Source organism: Bibersteinia trehalosi (assembly GCF_004346205.1).
GTDB classification, from domain to species: domain Bacteria; phylum Pseudomonadota; class Gammaproteobacteria; order Enterobacterales; family Pasteurellaceae; genus Bibersteinia; species Bibersteinia trehalosi.
The window spans coordinates 195022-220518 of the sequence record NZ_SMAM01000004.1 but is presented as its reverse complement, the minus strand read 5'-3'; the positions used below and the strand labels follow the sequence as shown (position 1 = coordinate 220518).

The following is a 25497-nucleotide window of genomic DNA, read 5'->3' as shown; positions in this document are numbered from 1 at the left end:
ATTAAATTATTTGCCACGACGACGTACGATGAATTTATCAGTACGTTTGTTGTGACGAGTTTTCTTACCTTTGGTTTGAACGCCCCAAGGAGTAACAGGGTGTTTACCGAAGTTACGACCTTCACCACCACCGTGTGGGTGGTCTACTGGGTTCATCGCAGTACCACGAACTGTTGGACGAATACCTCTCCAACGGTTTGCACCTGCTTTACCAAGAACGCGAAGCATATGTTCTGAGTTACCTACTTCACCGATAGTTGCAGTACACTCAGCTAATACTTTACGCATTTCGCCTGAACGAAGACGTAAAGTAACATAGTTACCTTCACGGGCAATGATTTGTACGTAAGCACCTGCTGAACGTGCGATTTGACCACCTTTACCAGGTTTCAATTCTACGTTGTGTACAGTTGTACCAACAGGAATATTACGCATTGGTAATGCGTTACCTACTTTAATTGGCGCTGAAGCACCCGCTTGAATTTGATCACCAGCAGTTAAACCTTTTGGTGCTAAAATGTAGCGACGTTCACCATCTTTATAAAGTACTAATGCGATATTCGCAGAACGGTTTGGATCGTATTCTAAACGCTCAACAACACCTGGAATGTCTAATTTATTACGTTTGAAATCAATTAAACGGTAGTGCTGTTTGTGACCGCCACCAATGTGACGAGTTGTGATACGACCTAAGTTGTTACGACCACCAGTTTTAGATTTAGTATCTAAAAGCGCTGCAAAAGGTTTACCTTTATGTAGCTCAGCGTTTACAACTTTAACTACGTGACGACGACCAGCGGAGGTCGGCTTACATTTAACGATAGCCATTTATTTTATCTCCTCTGATTACTCTGCCGCACCTTCAACGAAGTCAAGTGATTGACCTTCTTGAAGAGTTACATAAGCTTTTTTCCAGTCACTACGACGACCAACTTTCACACCACGGCGTTTAGTTTTACCTTTAACAACCACAGTACGAACAGAATCAACTTTCACTTCAAAAAGTTGTTCAACTGCGTTAGCAATTTCAACTTTGTTTGCATCTAATGCAACTTTAAATACGATAGTGTTGCCTTTTTCTGCGTTGTTTGTCGCTTTTTCAGAGATATGCGGTGCTTTAAGCACTTTTAGCAAACGTTCTTCTTGCATCATGCGAACATCTCCTCAATTTGTTTAACTGCATCAACAGTGATAACCACTTTATCAAAAGCGATTAAGCTTACTGGATCGATACCTTGAACATCACGAACGTCCACTTTGTGTAAGTTACGTGCAGCTAAATATAAGTTATCGTTCACTTCTGCAGTGATGATAAGCGCGTCTGTTAACGCCATATCTTTTAATTTTTGAACGAGAGCTTTAGTTTTTGGTGCATCTACTTCAAATTTTTCAACTACCACTAAACGTTCTTGACGAACAAGCTCTGAAAGAATGCTTTTAATTGCACCACGGTACATCTTCTTGTTCACTTTTTGGCTGTGATCTTGTGGTTTTGCTGCGAAAGTTACACCACCAGAACGCCAGATTGGTGATTTGATATCACCTGAACGAGCACGACCTGTACCTTTTTGACGCCAAGGTTTTTTACCTGAACCAGACACTTCTGCACGAGTTTTTTGCGCACGAGATCCTTGACGAGCACCTGCTGCATAAGCAACAACTACTTGGTGGATTAATGCTTCATTAAACTCACGTCCGAAGGTAGTTTCAGAAACAGTTAGTGCGTTTGCACCTACAACTTGTAATTCCATCTCTATCTCCTAGACTTATGCTTTAACTGCTGGTTTAACGATAACATCACTATTAGTTGCACCTGGTACAGAACCTTTAACTAATAATAATTTACGCTCAGCATCTACACGAACCACTTCAAGTGATTGAACGGTTACACGCTCAGCACCTAAGTGACCTGCCATTTTTTTACCTTTAAACACACGACCTGGAGTTTGGTTTTGACCAATAGAACCAAGTACACGGTGTGATAAAGAGTTACCGTGAGTAGCATCTTGGGTACGGAAGTTCCAACGTTTAACACCACCTTGGAAACCTTTACCTTTAGAAGTACCAGTAACATCTACTTTTTTAACATCTGCAAAGATGTCAACATTGATTTCCTGACCTAAAGTGAACTCTTCACCTTCAGTACGGAATTCCCATAAACCGCGACCAGCTTCAACACCTGCTTTCACGAAATGACCTGCTTCTGGCTTAGTTACACGACTTGCTTTTTTAGAGCCAGTAGTAACTTGAACTGCAGAATAGCCATCGTTTTCAAGGGTTTTCACTTGAGTCACACGGTTGGCTTCGATTTCGATAACGGTAACTGGTACAGAAACACCGTCTTCATTGAAGATACGGGTCATACCAACTTTACGACCGACTAAACCAATCATTGTAATAACCTCTTAATTAACCTAGGCTGATCTGCACGTCAACGCCGGCAGCCAAATCTAAACGCATTAATGCATCAACAGTTTTTTCTGTTGGCTCTACGATATCTACTAAACGTTTGTGAGTACGAATTTCGTATTGGTCACGTGCGTCTTTGTTTACGTGTGGAGAAATCAACACGGTGAAACGCTCTTTACGAGTTGGTAAAGGAATTGGACCACGAACTTGTGCACCAGTACGTTTAGCTGTTTCTACGATCTCCGCAGTAGATTGATCAATTAAACGATGATCAAAAGCTTTTAAGCGGATACGGATTCTTTGGTTCTGCATTAGACCAGAGCTCCATTAACAAAAATTAGCTAATAAAAAACCAAACCACCACTAATTCTTTTGAAATTAGGGGGCTCAGCCATACCTTGTTATAGCTCCCAAATCGGGAACATTTTACAGCTGCCAAATCGGCAGCCCACTTAGTAAATGATTACACTAAGCGACTCTTACATATCGTAAAAGCGCAGGGATTCTACCTTAATCACGTACATATTGCAAGCAAATTTAGCAAAAAAGATGAATGCCCATATCAATAGCAAGCGGTAAAATTGGCAGAAAAATTTGCAAACTTACCGCTAGCTTGGCTTCTAAGCATTTGAATACTCTGTTTTCTCTTCCAACCAGCGTTTAATTAGCAAATCTGCCAATAATAAATTACTGCTAATAATCTGCCGTGCGTAGTTTTGTACTAACGGGATCATTTTTCGGTCACGCATCAAATCCGCCACCTTAAACTCCGCCATACCTGTCTGTTTAGTGCCAAGGATCTCGCCTGTGCCTCGAATTTCTAAATCTTTTTCCGCTATATAGAAACCATCTTGACTGTCTCTCATCACTTGCAAACGCTTAGACGAAATTTTACCTAGCGGCGGTTTATAGAGCAAAACACAATGCGATGCCGTTGCTCCCCGTCCCACTCGCCCACGTAACTGGTGAAGTTGTGCTAAACCTAAACGCTCGGAATTTTCAATAATCATCAAGCTCGCATTTGGCACATCTACGCCAACTTCAATCACAGTAGTGGCTACCAGCAAATCAATATTTGCCGCCTTAAATTCCGCCATAATTGCTTGTTTTTCTTGCGGTTTCATTCGGCCATGTACTAAGCCAATACGCAAATCAGGTAAGGCTCGTTGCAAATCTTCGGCAATAGCTGCCGCTGCTTGTGCTTCTAACACCTCGCTTTCATCAATTAAAGTACAAACCCAATAGGCTTGTCGTCCTTCATTTTTACAGGCTTGATAAACGCGTTGCACAATCTCATGACGGCGATCTTCTGAAATCGCTACCGTTTTAATTGGGGTTCGTCCTGGAGGTAATTCATCAATAATTGATGTATCTAGATCAGCATACACTGTCATCGCCAATGTTCTTGGAATTGGCGTTGCGGTCATAATTAACTGATGGGGATACACATTTTCTTTCGCCCCTTTTTCTCGCAAAGTGAGCCGTTGATGTACACCAAAGCGGTGTTGCTCATCAATAATGACTAATGCTAAATCATGAAATTCTACGCTTTCTTGGAACAAAGCGTGTGTACCAATAATCATCTGCACATCACCGTTTTTAATAGCTTCAAGCTGTGCGACTCTTGCTTTTCCTTTTACTTTGCCAGCCAACCAGCCAACCTCTATCCCAAACGGCTGTAGCCAATTTGCAAAGTTATTCGCATGCTGTTCAGCAAGAATTTCGGTAGGTGCCATTAGTGCAACTTGTTTCGCATTATCTATTGCCAACAATGCAGCCAAAGCTGCCACTAAGGTTTTTCCTGACCCGACATCGCCTTGTACTAAACGCATCATGGGGTGTGGTTGGGCAAGATCTCGTTCAATATCCGCTGTGACTCGGCTTTGAGCATTGGTCGGCTGAAAAGGCAAACCAGCAAGAAATCTGCTTTTGATATCTGTTTGATAACGCAATACCTGCGCTACTTGCCGTTGAGCCCCCATACGCACTTTCTGCATCGCCAAATTATGTGCCAGCAACTCTTCAAAAATCAGCCGCTTTTGCGCAGGATGTTCGCCATTTTCTAACTGTTCAAGTGAAATAGACGGTGGCGGATGGTGCAACAATTTCAATGCCTCTTTCAGGCTATATTGGTGCGGGTTGAACTCATCGGGTAGCAGCTCAGCGACTTGAACCTTATCCAATAACGCAAGTGCTTGATCGGTCAGTTTACGCAAAGAGGCTTGTTTTAGCCCTTCAGTAGTGGAATAAATTGGCGTTAATGTTTCATCCAGCACCAGCGGTTGGTTATCTCGGATAATTTGGTATTCTGGGTGGTGAATTTCCGCCATATAGCGCCCACGCTTAATCTCACCAAACGCTTTTACCCGTGCGCCTTGGTGCAGGCTGTTTTTCATTCCAGCATTGAAGTTAAAGAATTTGAGTGTGATCTTACTTGTGCCATCAGAGAGTGTGGTCGATAAAATTGGACGTTTGCCGAACTGTACCTCTGTCAGCTGTACTACGCCCTCAATAGTCGCGTAACTATCGGGACGTAGATCAATCATTGGCGTAATCCGTGTGCGATCTTCATAACGATACGGTAAATGAAACAGCAGATCCTGTACATTATTGATACCGATTTTAGTCAGTTTTGCCGAGACTGCAGCCCCCACACCAGAAAGTGCGGTGAGCGGTACACCATCTAACAATTGTTGGGTCATTTTGCAAAAAATTTGGAAATAAAGACCGCTTGATTGTACAAAAAAGGGAGAAAGCTTGCACTTTTAATTTAGCGCAATCTAGGGTGTGTTGATGTTTAGCGATAACAACACGCCATTTGAAACATCAACATCCCTAGTAAGAGAATAGTTTTCTATTTGTTTTTGATAAGGCGTACTGCCAAAATAAATAGGGTAACACAGCCTACTACAATAGGAGCAATAGTGAGGCTTTTCACTGACCAATAATAGTGTATTGCCGCTGCCGCCAGTGCGATATAGCTCCATTGATGTAAACTAAACCAGCGTTTGCCTAATTTCTGTTTTAAGCTGGGTAACGAGGTTATCGCCATCATGGCTAAAATCAAAAATGCCACCGAGCCTAAAATCAGATAAGGGCGTTTGATTAGCTCTTGTCCGAATAGACGTACATCCAGTGCGAGTTCCAACCATAAAAATGCACTTACATGGAGCACCGCGTAGCTAAATACCCAAAGCCCTAATGCGCGGCGCAAAATCTGATACTGGTTAAGCTGACGCCATTGCAAAAAAATGCCAAGTAAAAACATTGCGCAGAAAATAACAATAGCGTTGTAGCCTAAGAAATGAATCAGTTCTTTACTAGGATCAGCACCAAAAGCGCTTTCATCGCCAGAAACCAGCGCCCAAGTCAGCCACATTAACGGCAAGCTACAACCAAGGTGAATAAGTGTTCGAAATAATCCTAACATTAGAAATTTACTCTCAAATCCAAATCTTTATAAAGATGAGCAACCTCTTTTTCATAGCCATTAAACATTAAGGTTGGCTGGCGTTTTACTGATAACAAGCCTCCACTACCAATAACCCGCTCAGAGGCTTGTGACCAACGAGGATGATCAACTTCTGGATTCACATTGGCGTAAAACCCATACTCATGTGGGGCAAGGCTTTCCCATGTAGTGGTTGGGCGCGTTTCTGAAAAGGTAATTTTGACAATCGATTTAATGCTTTTAAAACCATATTTCCATGGCACAACCAAGCGAATCGGCGCACCATTTTGTGGGGGGAGGCTCTTGCCATATAAGCCGACAGCAAGCAATGAAAGAGAGTTTAACGCTTCATCCAGACGCAATGCTTCCACATATGGATACTCAATACCACCACCAAATAAGCGATTTTTTTGTCCTGGCATTTGTTTTGGATCATAAAGCGTATGGAATACCACATATTTTGCTTTTGTAGTTGGTTTGGCTCTTTCAACTAAACGCGCAAGTTCAAAACCAACCCAAGGAATGACCATCGACCACGCCTCAACACAACGAAAACGGTAAATCTTCTCACTTAACGGAAAAGTGCTAAATAGTTCCGCGTAATTGAGTGTAAACGGATTTTCGATCTCACCACCAATTTCTACGTGCCATGGCTCAAGTTTTAGATCTTGTGCAAATTTTGCGGGTGCACTTTTCTCTGTACCAAATTCATAAAAATTATTATAACCAGTGACCTTATTTTCAGGCGTGAGCATCAACTGGGTTTCATTTGCTTTATGAAAATCCAGAGTTTTTTGTGTGCTTGCTAACGAAATATTTGGCAATAATGCTGCCGCAGAACCAATACCCAGCGCTTTAATAATTTGGCGGCGTTGACGGAATAGATGTTCAGGTGTGACATCAAAGCGAGTAAAGCTCATAAACTGTTCCCCTTTAAACTAAAACAGAGACATATTCTAATTAGACGACACCGTTTTCTTTTTCTCACAAAAAAAGTGCCGCTAAGGCACTTTTTTGTAAATTATTCTGCAATTTGCACCGCTTGTATTACCGCTGAAAGGCTATTTATTTTTGCCAATAACATTTCTAAATGACTTTGGCTAGTCGCCGTAATACGCAAGCGTAGCTGGTAGCCACCTTCAATCGGCTGGCTTTGAATATCGTTGATATTGCTATTTAAGGTGGAAATGGTCGTAATAATTTCAGCTAAAATGCCTTGTTGATCGTGCAAATCCACTAAAATCACACTTTCAAATTCGGCTTGATTTACCACTGTGTTTGTCTGCATTTTGCCCCGTAATCGCTCTGCCACTGCCGAGCTCAACAGATGCCCTAAGCCAATTTGTGCAAGTAACTCATCAACAGTGTCAATTTTCAGTTCAACAAGTGCTGTTTCCAGTGCAAGCGGGTCAATATCTTCAAAATATTGCAAATTGAGCGCAAGCAGCAACTGGCGACGCCCAAGCGAAACCGCTTCGCCATATTGTTGGCGTTTAAGGATACTACGAATGCTAGAGCGAGCCTTAGCAGTCACCACAGAATTTAACCATAATGCATTAAGACGCACACTATCTGCCGTTTGAATTTCTATGGTTTGCCCAGATTGTAGCGGCTGAGAAAGTGGATATGGTTGATGATCAACAACGGCGCCAATACAGCGATCACCAATATCGGTATGCACCGCATAAGCAAAATCCACTGCTGTTGCATTGGCTGGTAACTGCACAATTCTGCCTTTTGGCGTGAAAACATAAATATCGCTGGAGAACAAATCTGATTTTACATTTTCGATAAATTCTGCTGAGTTTTCTGCACTCTGCTGCATTTCAACAATGCTTTTTAGCCATTGTTGTGCGCGTACTTGCACACTCGTTTCGTGATCTTTATACCCCCAGTGCGCAGCCACACCAAAACGTGCCGCTTGATCCATCTCTTCGGTGCGAATTAGCACATCAATCGGTACACCTTTATGCCCAATCATCGCTGTATGCAATGACTGGTAGCCATTCGTTTTCGGCACGGCAATATAGTCTTTTACTTGGAAGGGGCGTGGCTTATAGAGTGCGTGCATCTGCCCTAGCACTCGATAGCAAGTATCAACGTTATCCACTACCACTCGGAAAGAATAAATATCCAGAATAGAATAAAAATGCTGTTCTTTTGCCTGCATTTTTTGATAGAGATAGTATAGTGGGCGTTCTCTACCATAAATGCGGCAAGCAATGCCTGCACTATTAAGCTTAGCTTGGATCTCATTAGAAATACGCTCAATTAACTCTTGTTTATTGCTACGCGCCATCTCTATCGCCATTTTCATGACACGATAGCGGTGTGGAAACATTGCCTCAAAACAGAGATCTTCCAATTCATTTTTAATATGTTCAATCCCTAAACGGTGAGCGAGTGGCGTGTAGATTTCAAGCGTCTCTTTCGCAATACGACGGCGTTTATCTGGGCGAAGCGAACCCAGTGTACGCATATTATGTGTGCGGTCCGCAAGCTTAATTAGCACTACACGAATATCTTTGGTCATTGCCAAAATCATTTTACGAAAGTTTTCAACCTGTGCTTCTTGGCGAGTACGGAATTTTAATTTATCTAATTTAGATACCCCCTGTACAATCTCGGCCACATTAGTACCAAATTCAGCAGCGATTTGCTCTTCAGTATAAGGCGTATCTTCAATCACATCATGCAGCAATGCAGCCATTACCGCTTCATGATCAAGTTCCATCTCTGCAATAATGCAAGCAACGGCAACAGGATGCGTAATGTAGGGCTCACCGCTGGAACGAAATTGCCCAGTATGCCCATCTTTTGCCATCAAAAAAGCGCGTTTGATGATCTCAATCTTATCTTCCGGTAAATAGTGACGAATAACTCGTTCTAAAGGCTCAAACAATTCCATATCGCACCCCACGCATTTCAAGTTACCAAATAGAAATGGGCAAAGAATATCACTATTCCTTGCCCATTCTCAATAATCTATTGTATTAAGAGTTTGCTTGCACATCTGCCAAGAAAGAAATGGCTTCTTTCTCAGCAACTTCTTGTTGCATTGCTTCAAAGTTCTCTTGCTGATCCATAATTTGGTTATTGATTAAACCTTCTTCAATTTCACGTAACGCAATCACTGTTGGTTTATCATCTTCTTCTGCCACTAATGGCTCACGGGTATGAAGTTGTAATTGTCTTGCACGACGTGCCGCAGTTAAAATTAAATCAAAACGGTTGCCGATTTTCTCTACTGCATCTTGTACGGTTACACGAGCCATTTATATTCTCCGAATATTGCAAAAATTCAAACTTAAAAAAGGTTGCGAATTATACAGAATTTGCCAAAAGCTGGCAATGGGGAAGCCAAATTTCAGGTATAAAAAAAGCACCTCGTGGTGCTATCTTTAAGATCTTGCGGAATTAAAATGGTGCCCGAGGCCAGACTTGAACTGGCACGCCCCGAAAGGCGAGGGATTTTAAATCCCTTGCGTCTACCGATTCCGCCACTCGGGCAAAATGGAGCGGGAAACGAGGCTCGAACTCGCGACCCCGACCTTGGCAAGGTCGTGCTCTACCAACTGAGCTATTCCCGCATCGTTATCGCTTAGCAGCGAAAACAGGTGCGTATTATATAGATGACATTTTGCTTGTCAAACAGATTTTTTTATTTTTATTTCAAGCGGTTAAAATCTGCTCTAAGACCTGCCAAACTTGCGAAACTTGAATATTTTGCATACGGTTTGCCTGCAAGTAATGCTGATTTTTACCATAAGCCCCTATTAATTTCGGGTTTGTTGCGCCGTATAAAATAATATTTGGGGTATCTAAAGCAGCCGCTAAATGGCTCAAACCTGTGTCCACCGACACCACGGCCTTAGCATTTGCCAATTCTGCTGCTAATTCGGTTAAACTCATTTTCGGTAACACTCGGATATGCTCACCCTGTGCGGCTAATCGCTCTGCTCTAGCTTTTTCTTGCTCGTTCCCCCAAGGCAGACGCACTTCAAGATGCTGCTGATCGCATAAAGCAAATAATTCCGTCCAATAATCTTCCTCCCAATGCTTATCATCACGAGTTGTGGCATGAACAGCAATAATATAAGGCAAACAAGCGGTCTTTTTTTCTCTATTTTTTACAAAATGACATGCGATACCATAATCGCCCATTTCTTGCGTTAATTGATAACCTAGTGCACGGGCAAAAAGCTGGCGAATTCGCTCTACTGCATGTTGCTGATAAGGAATATTAAAAGTCTGATCGTAAAATAGACTGCTTAAGCCTTCTCGAGCTGAACGGCAGTCATAGCCATATTTTTTGCCTTGAGCAAGACGAGTAGCCAATAGTGCACTTTTGAGCAGCCCTTGTGCGTCAATAATGGCATCATACTGCACTGCCTGCAAAGTAGCTTTATAGGCTTGCCACTCCTGCCACGTTTTTGCTTGGCAAAGATTTTTCCGCCAACGGCGAATTTCAAGTGGAATAACACGATTTACCGCACTATGCCAATTTGGAATTTCACTAAATGCTTTCTCAACCACCCAATCCACTTGCAAATTAGGTATTGCTCGTTGTGCATCGGTTAATGCGGGCAATGTATGAATTACATCGCCCATTGATGAGGTTTTAATTACACAAACTTTCATTTTGCATTTTTTTCTAAAAAAAGACCCGCTTGTGCGGGTCGAGATTATTCCATTTCAGTGGTATTCTCATCTTTCGGCACATAAAAACGTGCAACAAGTACTCCCACCTCAAATAGCAAGACCATTGGAATCGCAAGCAACGTTTGCGAAAAAATATCTGGTGGGGTTAGGAACATACCGATCACAAAGGCAGCCACAATAATGTATGGGCGTTTCGCAGTTAGATCAGCTGGAGTGGTTACCCCTGACCAACAAAGTAAAATAATCGCAACAGGTACTTCAAAACAGATGCCAAAGGCTAAGAAAATAGTCAGCACAAAATCTAAATAACTGCTGATATCCGTTGCCATCATCACACCATCAGGGGCGGTACTCGTTAAAAAACCAAAAACGAGCGGAAATACCACATAGTAAGCAAAGGCAACACCAATATAGAACAATAAAGTACTTGAAATGAGCAGTGGATAGACTAAGCGCTTCTCTTGCTTATAAAGCGCAGGCGCAACAAACGCCCAGATTTGGTACAAAATATAAGGAACGGATAAAAATACCGAAGCAATCAAGGTTAATTTGATTGGGGTAAAAAATGGGGTTGCAACATTGGTTGCAATCATCGTTGCCCCTTCAGGCAAACGCTCAGTTAAAGGGCTTGCGAGTAATGAATAGATGTCATTCGCCCAATAAACGAGTAAAACAAAAACAATCAAAACGCAAATAACCGCTTTAAGTAAGCGGTTACGCAATTCGACTAAATGGGAAATAAGCGGTTGGGATTCTTCAACTGACATTCGATTTTTCCTGCTCTAGTGTCGGATTTTCAGCCGTATCTAATGGCTCATCTGGTGGATAATACGCATGCAAACTTTCGGTATCCATATCGGGATGCTCTTCACCCTCGTGCAATTCTGCCAGCTCGACTAATTCTTCAGGTGTTTTACCCTCAGCTTGGTGCAATTCAGCAACTTGTTCACTTGATAGTGCTTGATGCTCCTGCTCAATGCGATTTTGAATATCCGCCACTTGCTGATCACTTAAGCCTTGAATTTCACCTTTGGCAGAATTGAGCGTTTCCTGCATTTTTTGTGCCGACTGTTTTAGCTCTTCCACCGTTTTGCTCAACTCTGGAGAAAGATTGCTAATATTCAATGCCTCTGCTTTTTTAATGCTCTCTTGCAACTCTTGCAGTTTAAGCTCTTGAGCAAGTTCAGTTTGGACATTATGTGCCAAACCACGAATGGTACGTACCCACCCCATTACGGTGCGGATTGCCACTGGCATACGTTGGGGACCTAGCACCACTAAGCCCACCAAAAAAATTAGCACTAATTCAGAGAAACCAATATCAAACACGGATTATGCCTGCTCTTTATCTTTTGCGGTTTGTTCTACTTTTTCTGCGGCTTTTTGTTCCACTTTTTCAAATTCAGCATCTTTTGGCTTATCATCATTCATCGCTTTTTTAAAGCCTTTCACCGACTCACCCAAATCCGCCCCTAAAGTACGCAATTTCTTAGTACCAAATAATAAAACAATGATTGCAACCACGATCAGAAGCTGCCAAATACTGATACCACCCATGTAATGTCCTCTTAAGTTAAAAATAAAAACTGCGTACGATTATACGCACTTTCTTCTTGAATTTGCACAGAATTTTTTTGATCTATTTCACAAAACGGAGCAATAATCCAAATTCAATCATAAACATTGGAATACTGCACCATAGTGGCAATATATCAAATTTCAAAAACGTTCCTGCTATTGCTATGCCTAGCACCACAAATTTTGCAAAATTTCCCTGTGTTTTACCCGCTTGTAAGCTTTGGTTTATTTCAGACAAACGCAAATTAATCTGCTTTTGTTGCTGTAGTGCTTGAAATACTGCTTCAGGAAATTCGGCAAAATGCTCACGGAATTGGGGTAAACGTTGTTTCACTTGGCGGAACATTGCTTTTACGCCAACTTGTTCATCAAGCCACTCTTGTAAGAATGGTTTTGCGGTTGCCCACAAATCTAGCTGCGGATAGAGCTGTCTGCCTAAGCCTTCGATATAGAGCAGGGTTTTCTGCAATAGCACGAGTTGCGGTTGCACTTCCATATTAAATTGACGAGCTACATTAAACAAATTGAGCAAGAAATGTCCGAACGAAATTTCCGCCAACGGCTTAGCAAAGATCGGCTCACATACTTCACGGAAGGCTTGCTCAAAAGCGTCAATATCGGTATCCGCTGGCGTCCAGCCCGACTCAACGTGCATCAAGGCTACTCGACGATAATCTCGATTGAAAAAAGCTAAGAAACTCTCAGCAAGATAGCGTTTATCATTGTTATTCAGCTGCCCAATGATGCCACAATCAATCCCAATATATTGCGGATTTTCAGGGTGATTAGGGTTGACAAAGATATTTCCCGGGTGCATATCCGCATGGAAAAAACTATCTCGAAAGACTTGGGTAAAAAATACCTGTACACCACGTTCGGCAAGCAGCTGCATATTCGTGCCATTAGCTTCTAGCTCGGCAACATTGGAAACTGGAATGCCGTAAATCCGTTCCTGCACAATCACATTCTTGTGAGCAAATTCAGGATACATTAACGGCACATAAAGTTTCTCATCCTGCTCAAAATTAGCACGCAAACGAATCGCATTTTGCATCTCTTTTCGCAGATCAAGTTCATCTAACACCGTTTTTTCATATTCACGCACGACTTCTCTCGCTCGTAGGCGTTTGCCTTCTGGTGCAAGCTTCGGCACAAAATCCGCAAGCTGATACATTAACGCTAAGTCGGCTTTAATCATGGGCTCAATATCGGGGCGAATGACTTTCAACACCACTTCTTGTCCATTTTTTTTGAGCTTAGCGGTATGCACTTGTGCAATAGAAGCGGAGGCAAGCGCTTGCTCATCAAAATCCGTAAACCACTGTTCAAGGCTGCCTCCTAGAGCTTGCTCAATCAATTGGCGAGCTATTTTGCCATCAAATGGTTCAACTTTATCTTGTAGCAGTGCAAGTTGATCAGCAAGTTCTGGTTCGAAGAGATCTCGGCGGGTAGAAAGCATCTGCCCAAGTTTAATCCAAACCGGCCCGAGTTCTTGTAAAGCAAGACGTAAACGTGCGCCAAATTGCTCATTGGGATATTGGTTTTTCACCCAAAATAACGATCGACGAACAGCCCGAACCATACGCGTTTTAGGAATGTCTGGGATAATTTCATCGATTCCATAACGTAGAAAGGTTTGAGTGATTTGGTAAAAGCGTTTGAGATTTTTGATGTTCATTATTTTGATAAATTTGCCATTTTTTGCTCTAATTCGACCGCTTGTTTTGCTAATTCTCGTACTTGATCGCAAAAATCAACAACTTGCAAACGATGGACTAAAACTGGGCGCTCCACCATCAAGTTATCCACGATATTTGCGCTGTTCGTTTGAATTTGAGTTTTCAATTTAGCCAATAACCCTTTGGCAAAATCTGTGCTGGCTTGAGCCACCACATCACCGAGCAAAGGCGAAAGCAACTCAGCAGGATTTTTTTCTAAACCATCAAGCAGTACGGTAAAATGTTGCAATACCTGCAAATCGCCGTGTAGCACTAAAGTTTGATTGTTAATGAGTTCCGTTAAACGGCTTTTATCCGCAAGTTTTGGTAGCGCATTGGCAGCAAGATTCACTTGGCAGTCTATCTCACCTTCATAACAGCCAAGCCAATCTATACGTTGCTCACTAAAAAATGCAAAGAGCGTTAAATCTGGCTGTTTCAGGCAAATTTGCAGGTTTTTCCCTGCTAATTTGCGTAAGATCGGCAAAATATGCGGAGAGCGTTTTATTAAGCCATTTAATGCGGTTTCTAGCCCAGCAATGGCAAATTGTGGCAGCATAAGCTGTTGCTTGAGTTGATGTAACATTAGAATTTATATCCACGATGTAAAGCCACAATCCCTGCACTCAAATTGTAATAGCTCACACTTTCAAAGCCAGCATTTTCCATCATTGCTTTGAGTTCGTCCTGTTTAGGGTGCATTCGGATAGATTCGGCAAGATAGCGATAGCTGTCGCCATCATTGACCACCACTTCGCCCACTTTGGGCAAAATGTTAAATGAATAGAAGTTATAGACTTGGCTAATCGGGTCAATAATTGGCTTAGAAAATTCCAACACCAGCAGACGGCCACCGGGTTTTAATACACGGAACATTGAACGTAGTGCTTTATCTTTATCAGTCACATTACGCAGCCCAAAACTAATTACAATGCAGTCGAATGTGTTATCGGCAAACGGTAAACATTCTGCATTCGCTTGCACATAACTCACATTTCCTACCACGCCAAGATTACGCAATTTTTCACGCCCAACTTGCAACATAGAGCTATTAATATCCGCCAATACCACTTCGCCTGTTTCGCCCACAATGCGAGAGAATTTTGCAGTAAAATCGCCTGTGCCACCTGCTAGATCAAGCACTTTTTGCCCGCGGCGTACACCCGAGCAGTCAATCGTAAAGCGTTTCCAAATACGGTGGATACCAAAAGAGAGCAGGTCGTTCATTAAATCATATTTACCTGCCACAGAATGGAAAACATTGGCAACCAGTTGCTGCTTTTCTGCTTTGGCAACGGTTTTAAAGCCAAAATGGGTGGTTTCTTTTTGTTCGCTCATGGTTAGATTCCGTCAAAAAAATTGTGCGTATCATAGCAAAAAGCGGTCAATTTGCCTTAAAATTTTGCAACTATTTGAAATCGTTTTTGGAAGTATAATGAAAACCGCTATTCTCTATTTAACCCGTGATGGGCAAACGAAAAAAATTGCTGAACGTATGGCATCGCAAATTCCTGACTGCCAGCTAATTTCTCTGCGTGATCAAGCGGTCGTTTCTGCAACAAATTTTGCTAATTTCGACCAGATTATTATTGGTGCTTCTATCCGCTATGGACATTTTGACCCTTTATTGGAAAAATTTATTGCTCAGCATTATGCTTTGCTCAATACGAAAAAATCAGCATTTTTCAGCGTAAATCTCACCGCACGTAAAGCAAATCGCAACACCCCACAAACGAATGTTTATACTCGAAAACTGCTGGCTCGTATTGCTTGGCAACCTAGTTTGGTGGAGGTGTTTGCCGGTGCGTTACTTTATCCTCGCTATAATTGGTTTGATCGTACGATGATTCGCTTTATTATGCGAATTACCAAGGGTGATACCGATATTTCGCGAGAATATGAATATACAGATTGGCAAAAAGTAGATCTCTTTGTTAAGCGTTTCGTAAATTAAGTTAAATTTGCTATACAAATGTCACGATTAAATTATAATCAGGACTCTTTTTCTCGGTAGGGCTGGCATTTCAGCCCTATTTTTTGTTTCATTTTAAGGATATTTCCATGAGTATTTTAAAAGAGTTCCGCGAGTTTGCGGTAAAAGGCAATGTTGTTGATATGGCTGTCGGTGTGATCATTGGTGGTGCATTCGGTAAAATCGTTTCGTCTTTAGTTAGCGATGTTGTTATGCCACCAATCGGTATGTTAATCGGTGGCGTAGATTTCAAAGATTTAGCCATTGTGTTACAAGAAGCACAAGGCGAAGCAGAAGCTGTTACCTTAAAATACGGTGCATTTATTCAAAATATTTTTGATTTCTTAATCATCGCCATTGCAGTATTTGGTATGGTAAAAGCAATTAACAGCTTGAAAAAAGCACCAGAGCCAGAACCAGAAAAACCAGCTGAGCCAAGCGCTGAAGAGAAATTATTAACTGAAATTCGTGATTTATTGAAAAAATAATGCTGAATAAAAGAAGGCATAAGTTTAAACTCTTATGCCTTTTCTTTTGCAAAATCTTAGCGAAAACCGACTGCTTGCAAACTATAACAGCAAAGCGGCGCCCCATTTGATAATATCAAAGAAAAATTTGTTATCATTGGTCGCAACCCCCTCGCCATTTTTGCTGTCGTTTGGGATATCATCCACCATTCCACTCTTATATTGCCCTTTTACAACTGCCAAATCATCTTTTGCATTGAGCCTTAATGTAGCACATTGTTTATCCGTAAGCTTAGGAATTGATTCAGGGTTCTGTTTAAATCGCTTAAATTGATATTGTGCATAACCCATTGATTTTTCATCATTTTGAATAAATTTTACATACTGCTCACCAATCACACTTTCTAGCGGGTAGAAAAACACATATTGCGAATAAATATAAGCATCTTCCTTGGAAAAATGAGCCTGTTGGATACGAGTTAAATTGGGGTAAACACATTGAGCAGTTTGTTCACTTAATACAACCCAACGGCGGGCATCATCATCAGATAATACATAATCTGCATTTGCAAATTCACCAGGAAAAGCAACACCATGTTGGGTTGGAGATTGCAAAATACTGCATCCGACCTCAACGATAGTCAAACTTATTAACAATACTTTCTTTAACATCATTTAATCTCAATTATTCCAATCTAAGTTGCTGTAAAAAGCGCTTAGTCCGCTCATGCTGCGGGTTCTCAAACAGTGATTTAGCTGAGCCTTGTTCCACAATTTTGCCGCCATCCATCACAATCACAATATCAGCTACATCTAGTGCAAATTTTATTTCGTGAGTAACCACAACCATTGTCCAACCTTCATTTGCCAATGATTTCATTGTATTCAACACATCTTGCACTAACTCGGGATCAAGCGCTGAAGTTGGTTCATCAAACAGCATTAATTCTGGCTGAATTGCCAATGCACGTGCAATCCCTACTCGCTGTTGCTGACCACCTGAAAGCTGAAATGGATAGAGATCGACTTTATCCGCTAATCCCACTTTAGCCAGCAATGCTTTTGCATTTTTTTGTGCGATTTCAACCGCTTGCTGCTGTACAAAAACAGGGCCTTCCATCACATTCTCTAATGCTGTTTTATGCGGAAATAAATTGTAATTTTGAAACACCATGCCTGATTTTCGGCGCAAATTTAAAATAGTCTTTTTGCTTGGTTTTGCAGAAAAATCTACCATTAACGGCTCAGCCCCTTCAAATTCAATGGAGCCCTGTTCAGGCATTTCTAACGCATTTAAACAGCGTAGAAATGTTGTTTTACCAGAGCCTGAAGGCCCAAGAATCACAACAACTTGCCCTTTTTGAATATCTAAATCAATCCCTTGTAAAATGGCGTTATCACCGAAGGTTTTGTGAATATTGCGGATTTTTATCATAACAATTACTTTATTGTAAGGTGCTGCTTACACCACTATTTATGACCAGAGACACAGTAAATTGCCTCTGACTTTTTATTTCGAGACATATCTGTCAAAGCGTTTTTCTAATCTGGCTTGAATGAAGAATAACACCCAGCAAAAGCACCAGTAAATCAAACCAGCCTCAATATAAACGGGCAAGAAATCGTACGACATATTCGCCACTTGCTGTGCGACACGAAACATTTCCGTCACTGTCACAACCGAGGCTAACGAGGTATCTTTAAATAAACCGATAAACGTATTACTCAGTGGCGGCACTGCGACACGAAATGCTTGCGGTGCAATGATACGTCGGAAAGTCTGGATATAGCTCATCCCAATAGTATAACCCGCCTCCCACTGCCCTTTTGGCACAGAAAGAATAGCGGCCCGAATCGTTTCTGAACCGTAGGCTCCGATATTCAAAGAAAACCCGATAATTGCGGCAGGTATAGGATCGATATACACGCCAACCGCAGGTAGGCCGTAAAATACGATACAAATTTGTACCAACATCGGCGTGCCACGAATAATCGAAATATAGCCTTTGACAAACCAAAGAAAAATACGATGTAGCCAGCTATTTACTGGTGTCACTCGCACCAGCGCAACAGCAACCGCTATCACCATTCCGATAACAAAAGAAGCAATGGCTAACGGAATAGAAACCAAAAATGCCGCTTTAACCATTGGAAAAAAGCCATTTATCACCAAATCGACACGCGCTTGAGTCATAAAAGGAATAGAAAGTAATAGATCGTTTAACACGAATAATCCTTAAAAATGAAGGAGGCTTTGCCTCCTAGATAAATTTAGCTAACTATATCAGCTTTAATCAAAAATCAAAACCGCCAAGCTGTTAAAGCTGGCGGCGATTTTATTTAGGTTTATTAATAATGCAAATTCCGAAACCCTACTTATACATTTTCTCAATCTGCGCTTTATAGCGTTCTAAAATCACTTTGCGGCGCAATTTCAGTGTTGGCGTGATTTCTTCCATTTTCGTACTAAATGCTTGCGAAAGTAAGGTAAATTTTTTCACTTGCTCAAAACTTGCCAAATCCTTTTGTAACTCGTTAATACGCTGTTCAAACATTTTAACGACTTCAGAATTTTTAATCAGCTCCATGCGATCTTGATACGTAATATTGAGCTTTTTAGCATATTCTTCTAGGCTGTCAAAACACGGAACAATAAGCGCTGAAACATATTTTTTTGCATCCGCAATAATCGCAATCTGCTCAATAAATTTATCCTTGCCAATTTTGCCTTCAATATATTGTGGCGCAATATATTTGCCATTTGAGGTTTTCATCAGTTCTTTGATGCGGTCGGTAATATAAAGGTTGCCTTCCGCATCTAATTCCCCTGCATCACCTGTTTTTAAAAAACCATCTGCAGTAAAGGCTTTTGCTGTCTCTTCTGGTTTTTTATAGTAGCCGCGCATTACCGAACCGCCACGCACTAGAATTTCGTTTTCTTCTCCAATTTTCACTTCCATGTCGGGCATTAAAACCCCAATTGAATTTGGATTAAAGCCTTTTTCTTGCCAGCATGAAACCGTGGCTGTCGTTTCTGTCATGCCGTAGCCTAATTTCACATTGACACCTATACTTTGGAAAAATAGCCCAATTGAATGATCGAGTTTTGCCCCACCGCACGGCATCATACGAATTCGACCGCCTAATAAATGGCGTAACTTAGAGAGCACCAATTTATCCGCGAGACGATATTGCAAGCGGTGAAAAATCACATTTTTTTTACCAAGAAATTCATTTTCTGCAGTGCGAATCGCCCAGTTAAATAAAGCGCGGCGGTGCACCGGTGCATGGTTTACTTTATCCCACACCGCAGTATAAATTTTTTCATAAAAACGAGGCACTGCACACATTAACGTTGGACGAACCGTTGCCATCGCTTCCCGCACTTGATGAGGATCTTCTAAATAGCAGTTCACCGCTCCACGGTGCAATACATAAGAGATCCAAGCGCGTTCAAAAATATGTGAAAACGGTAGAAAAGAGAGCGATACGTCATTTTCATCGACAGTTGGCAGTGCTTTATCATGTGCTTGTAATTGATGCCCTAAGTTGGCGTAATCAAGCATAACTCCTTTTGGCTCACCCGTTGTGCCTGAAGTGTAAATAAGCGTGAAAAGATCATCTAAACGCTTTTCTGCTAGACGCTGTTGCAAACACGATTCATCAGCTTCCACTTGTATAAAATCAGCCCAATGTTGTGCAAGGGGAGAATGATGCAATTCAATATTTGCTTTCATCGCAACAATTTTTTGTAATTGTGGACAGTTGTGCGCTATTTCGAGCGCATGGTCAAACTGCTCCTGATCACCAACAAACAGAATTTTAATATCACCATCATTGAGTACATATTCCACTTGCTTTGCCGTATTCGTTGCATAAATCGGCACAGCTACAGCGCGAATTTGCATCGCACCAATATCTGTGATCGTCCAACGTGGCATATTATGGGCAAAAATTGCAATTTTATCTTGTACACCAATACCGTTGGCAAGCAAAGCATAAGAGAGTTGATTAACCTGATTTTGTAACTCAGCCCAACTCATATCTACCCATTGCTGATCTTGCATAAAACGCAATGCAGGGCGTTGAGCCAACTTTTCTGCTTGGTGACGAAAACGATTGATAAAATGAAAATCGAGAGATGACATAGCCATTTAAACCTGATTATATTCAGCGAACAATTTTTCGCTAATATAATCTTTTCGACTCAAAAAAGCCAGAAAAATAAACAGATGTACGCTGAAATTCTAGTGACTTAGCATCGTCCCATACAACATATATAACGCTAAACCGAGAAAAATAATGCCTACACCTACATTAAATTGTTGATTATACCGATGAAACAGTATTGTCATTTTATTCATTAATGCGCTGTAAATAAGATGAATCACTAAAGTGCAAAGCAATAAAATAAATAATAACCAAATATTCTGGGCTAAAATAGGTTGATTACTATCTAGGAATAAGGGAAAAAAAGAGGTAAAAAAAAGTAAAGTTTTTGGGCTGGCAAATGTTACAATCGCGCCATGGTAAAAATTCCCTTTCCCTCCTCTATCTCGTATACTCGCCTCAATATTGCTGCTTTGTTTCTGACGATAAGTAGCAAGCAAACTTGAAATCCCAAGCCAAGCGATATATCCAGCCCCGAGATACTGTAAGGCAATAAAGAGTATTGGTGATGTAGTAATCACTGCACTAATACCAGATAAAGCCAAAATGGCCATAGCAAACATACCCACCTGAATCCCGAAAATAACAGGTAAAGTCCTTTTCCAACCAATCATTGCTCCATATACAATAACACTGAGTGTACCAGGACCAGGTGTACCCGCTGCAACAAGACAAGTGAGAATATAAGTAAATAATGTTTGCTGTTCCATCTAAATTTCTCCATCACATATCATTAATGTCATATCCCAGTTCAAATATATTTTATTGCCATAATAAGTTATACCTAAATACTTCTTGACCGCGTTTAATGTTTCTTGCTCTGATGTACTTTCATCTATTCCCAGTAATAGATATAAGAACTCTATCATCTCTTTTTCATGATGGAACACCCATCTCAATGAAATATCATGAAATTTAGGCACTCCCCATCCAGTTAAGTGACATAGACTATCTGCAAATTCTTTAGTTAAAAAAGCAACTTCATGCCCAGTAATACAGACTTTAGATATAAAAGCATCAAAAAATTTAGCGGTATTATTGTGAGTAAATATATCAAATATATACATCTTAGCTGAGTCTTCGCTATATTTTCTCCAGCAAAGAAATGCATCTGTCTTATTTCTTATATGGTGCACCGCCCCCCCTACTCCATATTTTGTGAACCTTCTTGTCTAGAATAAAATTTTCAGCGGAGGAAATCACTGGCTTAATATTGCTGATTTTTTTATCGAAAAAAGGCTCCAATTGTTCTTCAGATGGATCTAATGCATATAAAAAACCATCGCTCCCAATTCTTTCTGCAATAGGAAAAGAAAAAAATCCAGCTCCTGCACCAATTTCTAAAATAATATCTGACGGCTGGGGAGCAAGATAAGAATACATAATAAGTAAATCATCCTACCAGACATCTTTACTACGCCTTGTAGCTTCTTTGTATTTTAAAGCTCTATCAGCAAAGAATTCGCATTGAGTATCTTTTAACATAATTATCCTCACTATTTTTACGCTCAACAAACCAAGACGCATTCTATGCAGAGCAATGCAAAAAATCAAATTTTATTTACACCGTAAATAAATAATTACAACAAGTTTACAAACAAAAAAGCAAGCATATTTACTATGCTTGCTTCTTATATCAATAGGGATAAATTACTCACTTGGCGCAATTTCTTCTGCCGGAACCGCCATATCCTCGGAGACTTCTGCTTTAGTGTTACTATTCATGCTATCTTTAGTCAGCGACAATGCATCCCATACACTTGGTTTGCCCACTTGAACAGTTTGACCTCCTATACAATAACGCTGTCCTTTATCACGCCATACAGGAATTTTTCTCGCACTGCTGCAATCCCAAGAACCAAAACTACTGATACCAACCCACTGTAAATTTGAATTTGCGGGTAAGCGATATGCGGTTGGCTGCGAGCGCTTCAAATACTCTTTGTAAACCTGTAATGCACCACTTGAGCCGGTTAAATGCGTGTTGGTATTATTGTCTTTTCCAAGCCAAACGGTCGCAATATGCTCACCATCTACGCCAACATACCACGTATCTTTTGCGCCATTAGTTGTCCCTGTTTTTCCGGCTAAGCGTAAGCGGGCAAATTCATTCTGTAGGCTACGTGCTGTACCACGCTCAACAACTTGTTGCATAGCATACATGGTTTGAATGGCTGCTTCCGCTGGCAATACCTGTTTCGCACTTTGCACAGGGTTTGGCTGATAAATTACCTCGCCATTTGGTGCAATAATCGATTCCACCGTCGTTAAAGGAATACGTACTCCTTCATTGGCAATGGTTTGATAAGATTTGGTAAGATCATACGGCGAAATCGAGTAAGAACCCAGTAAGGTTGATGGGTAAGGCGGAATATCAACGCTGTCCCAGCCCATCTCTTTTTGTTTGGCAATCACATTTTTCAGACCGACTTTCATCCCAATATTGACGGTTGGAATATTTAATGAACGCACTAAAGAGTCCATTAACATCACCGAACCACCTGTGCGTCCATCATAGTTTTTTGGTGTCCACCATGTACTTCCCACTTTAATTGAGCGGGTTTTGTTCTCAATTGGGGTATTTAAGCGGAAATTTTTCGGATCAGAGAGTGCAATGGCATAAATAGATGGTTTTACCGTTGAACCAATTTGACGCTTAGTCTGCGTGGCACGATTAAAGCCCGCAAATTGCGTATTTCTGTCACCAACTATGGCGCGCACTTTACCTGTGCGATACTCCGCCACCACAATAGCACTTTGTAAATCTTTAATTTTCTTACTGGAATTTTCTAAATCTTCCAATCCTTGAATAACCGCAAGCTCAGCAGAACGCTGTAATTTGCGATCAAGCGTGGTAAAAATCTTTGCCCCTTTCGACAATAACGCTGTTCGGTTTTCACCTAATTGCTGTTTAAGCTCCATATTCAAGGCTTGCATAAAGGCTGGCTGCGGCACATAAAAACCCCCTTTATCGATCACCGCTAAAGGTTGCTGCGATAAAAAGTCGTACTCTGCTTGGGTAATTCTGCCATTTTCCTTCATGACGTAAAGCACCACATTGCGTCGTGCTTTGGCGGCCTCGGGGAAACGCCATGGGTTATAGTTAGATGGTGCTTTCACCATACCCACCAATAACGCCATTTGATTTAGCGTGATTTCATTAATCGGTCGCCCAAAATAGAATTGACTCGCCAAACCAAATCCATGCACTTGATATTGATGATTTTGCCCTAAATAGACTTCGTTTAGATAAGTTTCCAAAATGGTATTTTTGTCGTAGCGGAAATCTAAAATCAACGACATCAGAATTTCATTGATCTTACGCTCGAAGGATTTCTCACGAGTGAGAAACAGATTCTTCACTAATTGCTGTGTTAAAGTACTCGCACCTTGCACGCGTTCGCCAGCTTCGTAGTTTGCTTTTAAAGCACGTGCAATACCGATTAAACTGATCCCGTCATGTTGGAAGAACCGTTTATCTTCTGTTAATAACAGAGCATCAATTAATAATTGCGGATATTGATGCAAACGTAGGGCTTGACGCTCTTCATCATTATCCGAATGGATCATAGAAATTAATTTCGGATCAAGGCGGAACTCTTCAATTTCACGCAGTAAGTTTAAATCTTCAATGCGTGCTAAATACCCATTGAGAAACGTTAAACGCAACACTCGCTGGGTTTCTGGATTTTCAGGAAATTGAAAGCCTCGACGCAACACCACTAAGCGGTTTTTCTCATCAAATTTAAAATCCCCAGGCGTAATAATGTTATTCACCTCGCGATAGCCGTAATCAATCAGCATTTGGCGCACTTGGTCAGTGGTGAGGTTATCTTCAATTCGAATACTTTCAATTCGGCTATATACTTCCGCAGGCAACTGCCAAATTTGGCCGTCCATTGTGGCTCGAATTTTGCCATCAAGATAAATACCATAAATACCGATGCAACAAGCGCCAAGCAGGGATAATTTTAACAACGTCGGAATCCAATACGCCTTTTTCTTTGGCTTTTCTTCAACTTCGTTTTCAACAAATTCTTCCGCCATTTCTTCTTCGTCAGAGGCATTTTCCAGCTCGTCTGTGTGCCGAGGAAGAACCGGCTCTGCAACAAAAGTGGTTGATTTTTCGGTTTCGTGGTTGTTCGACATTTTCTTTACCATGGTTTACAAGCGGTGCATTTTTACACAAATTTTGCAAAAATTTAGCCAATTTTTACCGCTTGATAGCGGCTTTGCGGATGAACAATCAACTCGCGGGCTTGAATAATTTGTAGCTCATATTTGCCACTTTGCTGGGTAACGCTCATTACATCATTAACCGCATTGGCAGTATGTTCAAAAGCTTCCACATCAGATTTACCATTGAGTAAGTTGGCTAGAAAGATACCACTGGTTAAATCACCCACGCCAACAGGATCTTTTGCCTTAAATTCATGCAATGGACGGCTGATATGCCAAATCCCCTCTTGAGTCGCAAGTAGCATCTCGAATTGGCTTGGATCTTTGCCCACTTGACTTAAATGCTTAACTAGCACCTTTTTTACACCTTTGCCCAGAATTGTTCGAATAGCTTCAATTGCTCCGTCAAAATCCAAGACTGGTAAACCCGTTAGCTCTCTTAGTTCGACTAAATTTGGTGCAATAATATCGGCCTTTGCCATAGCTTCATCACGTAAGAACTCGGCAACCCCAGGAGCAACAATACACCCTTTATCTGGGTGTCCCATAACTGGGTCGCAAAAATAGATCGCATTGGGATTTAACGCTTTAATTTTCGCTACCACCGCTAAAATTTCTGCCCCTTGTTCTGCCGCACCAATGTAGCCAGAAAGAATGGCATCACACTCGTGTAGTGCCTCAATTTCCGCAATACCTTGGGCTATCTCCCCAATCTGCTCTTTTGGTATCACCATTCCTTTCCATTTGCCATATTGGGTGTGATTAGAAAACTGTACCGTATTCAATGCCCAAGTATCTACACCGAGTAATTGCATTGGAAAAACAGCAGCCTTATTTCCCGCGTAGCCATACACCACATGAGATTGGATAGAGAGAACATTTTTCATAAAA

Annotated in this window: 28 protein-coding genes and 2 tRNA genes; 2 read left to right on the top strand and 28 right to left on the bottom strand. The window is 41.2% G+C overall.

Annotated elements, in window-relative coordinates; genetic code table 11:
* Positions 1-6: 6 nt before the first annotated feature.
* The 19 genes from rplB to ubiE all read right to left on the bottom strand — a co-directional run bounded on the left by rplB (position 7) and on the right by ubiE (position 15156).
* Positions 7-828 (bottom strand): 50S ribosomal protein L2, encoded by an 822-nt coding sequence (rplB, locus tag EDC51_RS05835; RefSeq protein WP_006249360.1) that lies wholly within the window; start codon positions 826-828, stop codon positions 7-9.
* An 18-nt stretch (positions 829-846) separates the two neighbouring features.
* On the bottom strand, positions 847-1149 hold the full coding sequence (gene rplW, locus EDC51_RS05830; RefSeq protein ID WP_172635305.1) for a 50S ribosomal protein L23: 303 nt from the start codon (positions 1147-1149) through the stop codon (positions 847-849).
* Entirely contained in the window at positions 1149-1751 is a 603-nt protein-coding gene (rplD, locus tag EDC51_RS05825) for a 50S ribosomal protein L4 (RefSeq protein WP_015433501.1), read from the bottom strand. Before rplD ends, rplW begins: the two co-directional genes overlap by 1 nt.
* 15 nt (positions 1752-1766) lie before the next feature.
* Positions 1767-2393 (bottom strand): 50S ribosomal protein L3, encoded by a 627-nt coding sequence (rplC, locus tag EDC51_RS05820; protein ID WP_015433502.1) that lies wholly within the window; start codon positions 2391-2393, stop codon positions 1767-1769.
* Positions 2394-2409: 16 nt separating this feature from the next.
* A complete protein-coding gene (rpsJ, locus tag EDC51_RS05815; protein WP_001181005.1) occupies positions 2410-2721 on the bottom strand; it encodes a 30S ribosomal protein S10 in 312 nt (103 codons plus the stop codon).
* A gap of 308 nt (positions 2722-3029) precedes the next feature.
* Positions 3030-5111 (bottom strand): ATP-dependent DNA helicase RecG, encoded by a 2082-nt coding sequence (gene recG / locus EDC51_RS05810; RefSeq protein ID WP_131928425.1) that lies wholly within the window; start codon positions 5109-5111, stop codon positions 3030-3032.
* Between the two features lie 152 nt (positions 5112-5263).
* A complete protein-coding gene (locus tag EDC51_RS05805; RefSeq protein WP_064318603.1) occupies positions 5264-5839 on the bottom strand; it encodes a protein-methionine-sulfoxide reductase heme-binding subunit MsrQ in 576 nt (191 codons plus the stop codon).
* The gene (gene msrP / locus EDC51_RS05800) at positions 5839-6780 is read right to left on the bottom strand and encodes a protein-methionine-sulfoxide reductase catalytic subunit MsrP (RefSeq protein WP_131928424.1); all 942 of its coding nucleotides are present in this window, start codon (positions 6778-6780) and stop codon (positions 5839-5841) included. Before msrP ends, EDC51_RS05805 begins: the two co-directional genes overlap by 1 nt.
* A gap of 101 nt (positions 6781-6881) precedes the next feature.
* Positions 6882-8768: a RelA/SpoT family protein gene (locus EDC51_RS05795; RefSeq protein ID WP_015433506.1), complete on the bottom strand. Its 1887-nt coding sequence runs from the start codon at positions 8766-8768 to the stop codon at positions 6882-6884.
* 85 nt (positions 8769-8853) lie between these two features.
* Positions 8854-9135 (bottom strand): DNA-directed RNA polymerase subunit omega, encoded by a 282-nt coding sequence (gene rpoZ / locus EDC51_RS05790; protein ID WP_015433507.1) that lies wholly within the window; start codon positions 9133-9135, stop codon positions 8854-8856.
* A 148-nt stretch (positions 9136-9283) separates the two neighbouring features.
* Positions 9284-9370 (bottom strand) — tRNA-Leu (locus EDC51_RS05785).
* A 4-nt stretch (positions 9371-9374) separates the two neighbouring features.
* Positions 9375-9450 (bottom strand) — tRNA-Gly (locus EDC51_RS05780).
* A gap of 82 nt (positions 9451-9532) precedes the next feature.
* On the bottom strand, positions 9533-10501 hold the full coding sequence (rfaC, locus tag EDC51_RS05775) for a lipopolysaccharide heptosyltransferase RfaC (RefSeq protein WP_131928423.1): 969 nt from the start codon (positions 10499-10501) through the stop codon (positions 9533-9535).
* A gap of 44 nt (positions 10502-10545) precedes the next feature.
* Complete coding sequence (gene tatC, locus EDC51_RS05770) at positions 10546-11289, bottom strand: twin-arginine translocase subunit TatC (protein ID WP_025289991.1); 744 nt, start codon at positions 11287-11289, stop codon at positions 10546-10548.
* Positions 11279-11851, bottom strand: a complete 573-nt coding sequence (gene tatB / locus EDC51_RS05765; RefSeq protein ID WP_125134479.1) for a Sec-independent protein translocase protein TatB — start codon at positions 11849-11851, stop codon at positions 11279-11281. The genes tatC and tatB overlap by 11 nt, the downstream gene beginning before the upstream one ends.
* 3 nt (positions 11852-11854) lie before the next feature.
* The gene (gene tatA / locus EDC51_RS05760) at positions 11855-12079 is read right to left on the bottom strand and encodes a Sec-independent protein translocase subunit TatA (protein WP_015433511.1); all 225 of its coding nucleotides are present in this window, start codon (positions 12077-12079) and stop codon (positions 11855-11857) included.
* An 82-nt stretch (positions 12080-12161) separates the two neighbouring features.
* A complete protein-coding gene (ubiB, locus tag EDC51_RS05755) occupies positions 12162-13778 on the bottom strand; it encodes a ubiquinone biosynthesis regulatory protein kinase UbiB (protein ID WP_131928422.1) in 1617 nt (538 codons plus the stop codon).
* Positions 13778-14404, bottom strand: a complete 627-nt coding sequence (locus tag EDC51_RS05750) for a ubiquinone biosynthesis accessory factor UbiJ (RefSeq protein ID WP_015433516.1) — start codon at positions 14402-14404, stop codon at positions 13778-13780. Before EDC51_RS05750 ends, ubiB begins: the two co-directional genes overlap by 1 nt.
* Complete coding sequence (gene ubiE / locus EDC51_RS05745; RefSeq protein WP_015433517.1) at positions 14404-15156, bottom strand: bifunctional demethylmenaquinone methyltransferase/2-methoxy-6-polyprenyl-1,4-benzoquinol methylase UbiE; 753 nt, start codon at positions 15154-15156, stop codon at positions 14404-14406. Before ubiE ends, EDC51_RS05750 begins: the two co-directional genes overlap by 1 nt.
* Before the next feature lie 97 nt (positions 15157-15253).
* On the opposite strand from ubiE, the gene hemG reads away from it, so the two are divergent.
* Both hemG and mscL read left to right on the top strand, forming a co-directional pair.
* The gene (gene hemG, locus EDC51_RS05740) at positions 15254-15772 is read left to right on the top strand and encodes a menaquinone-dependent protoporphyrinogen IX dehydrogenase (protein ID WP_131928421.1); all 519 of its coding nucleotides are present in this window, start codon (positions 15254-15256) and stop codon (positions 15770-15772) included.
* Between the two features lie 107 nt (positions 15773-15879).
* A complete protein-coding gene (mscL, locus tag EDC51_RS05735; protein WP_015433519.1) occupies positions 15880-16278 on the top strand; it encodes a large-conductance mechanosensitive channel protein MscL in 399 nt (132 codons plus the stop codon).
* An 81-nt stretch (positions 16279-16359) separates the two neighbouring features.
* Here mscL and EDC51_RS05730 read toward each other — a convergent pair whose 3' ends face one another.
* From EDC51_RS05730 to pdxY, 9 genes are all read right to left on the bottom strand, one after another.
* Positions 16360-16929: a DUF5358 domain-containing protein gene (locus tag EDC51_RS05730; RefSeq protein ID WP_125134493.1), complete on the bottom strand. Its 570-nt coding sequence runs from the start codon at positions 16927-16929 to the stop codon at positions 16360-16362.
* Positions 16930-16942: 13 nt separating this feature from the next.
* Positions 16943-17692 carry an amino acid ABC transporter ATP-binding protein gene (locus EDC51_RS05725; protein WP_015433521.1) on the bottom strand — a complete coding sequence of 250 codons (750 nt, stop codon included), beginning with the start codon at positions 17690-17692 and terminating at the stop codon, positions 16943-16945.
* Between the two features lie 75 nt (positions 17693-17767).
* Entirely contained in the window at positions 17768-18484 is a 717-nt protein-coding gene (locus EDC51_RS05720) for an amino acid ABC transporter permease (protein WP_131928420.1), read from the bottom strand.
* A gap of 145 nt (positions 18485-18629) precedes the next feature.
* Positions 18630-20405 carry an AMP-dependent synthetase/ligase gene (locus tag EDC51_RS05715; RefSeq protein ID WP_131928436.1) on the bottom strand — a complete coding sequence of 592 codons (1776 nt, stop codon included), beginning with the start codon at positions 20403-20405 and terminating at the stop codon, positions 18630-18632.
* 99 nt (positions 20406-20504) lie between these two features.
* Complete coding sequence (locus tag EDC51_RS05710; protein ID WP_131928419.1) at positions 20505-21137, bottom strand: LysE family translocator; 633 nt, start codon at positions 21135-21137, stop codon at positions 20505-20507.
* Entirely contained in the window at positions 21138-21563 is a 426-nt protein-coding gene (locus EDC51_RS05705) for a hypothetical protein (RefSeq protein ID WP_131928418.1), read from the bottom strand.
* Positions 21544-21810 carry a hypothetical protein gene (locus EDC51_RS05700; protein ID WP_131928417.1) on the bottom strand — a complete coding sequence of 89 codons (267 nt, stop codon included), beginning with the start codon at positions 21808-21810 and terminating at the stop codon, positions 21544-21546. Before EDC51_RS05700 ends, EDC51_RS05705 begins: the two co-directional genes overlap by 20 nt.
* 267 nt (positions 21811-22077) lie before the next feature.
* Positions 22078-24474 (bottom strand): penicillin-binding protein 1B, encoded by a 2397-nt coding sequence (mrcB, locus tag EDC51_RS05695; protein WP_131928435.1) that lies wholly within the window; start codon positions 24472-24474, stop codon positions 22078-22080.
* A gap of 155 nt (positions 24475-24629) precedes the next feature.
* Positions 24630-25493, bottom strand: a complete 864-nt coding sequence (gene pdxY / locus EDC51_RS05690) for a pyridoxal kinase PdxY (RefSeq protein ID WP_131928416.1) — start codon at positions 25491-25493, stop codon at positions 24630-24632.
* Positions 25494-25497 lie beyond the last annotated feature (4 nt).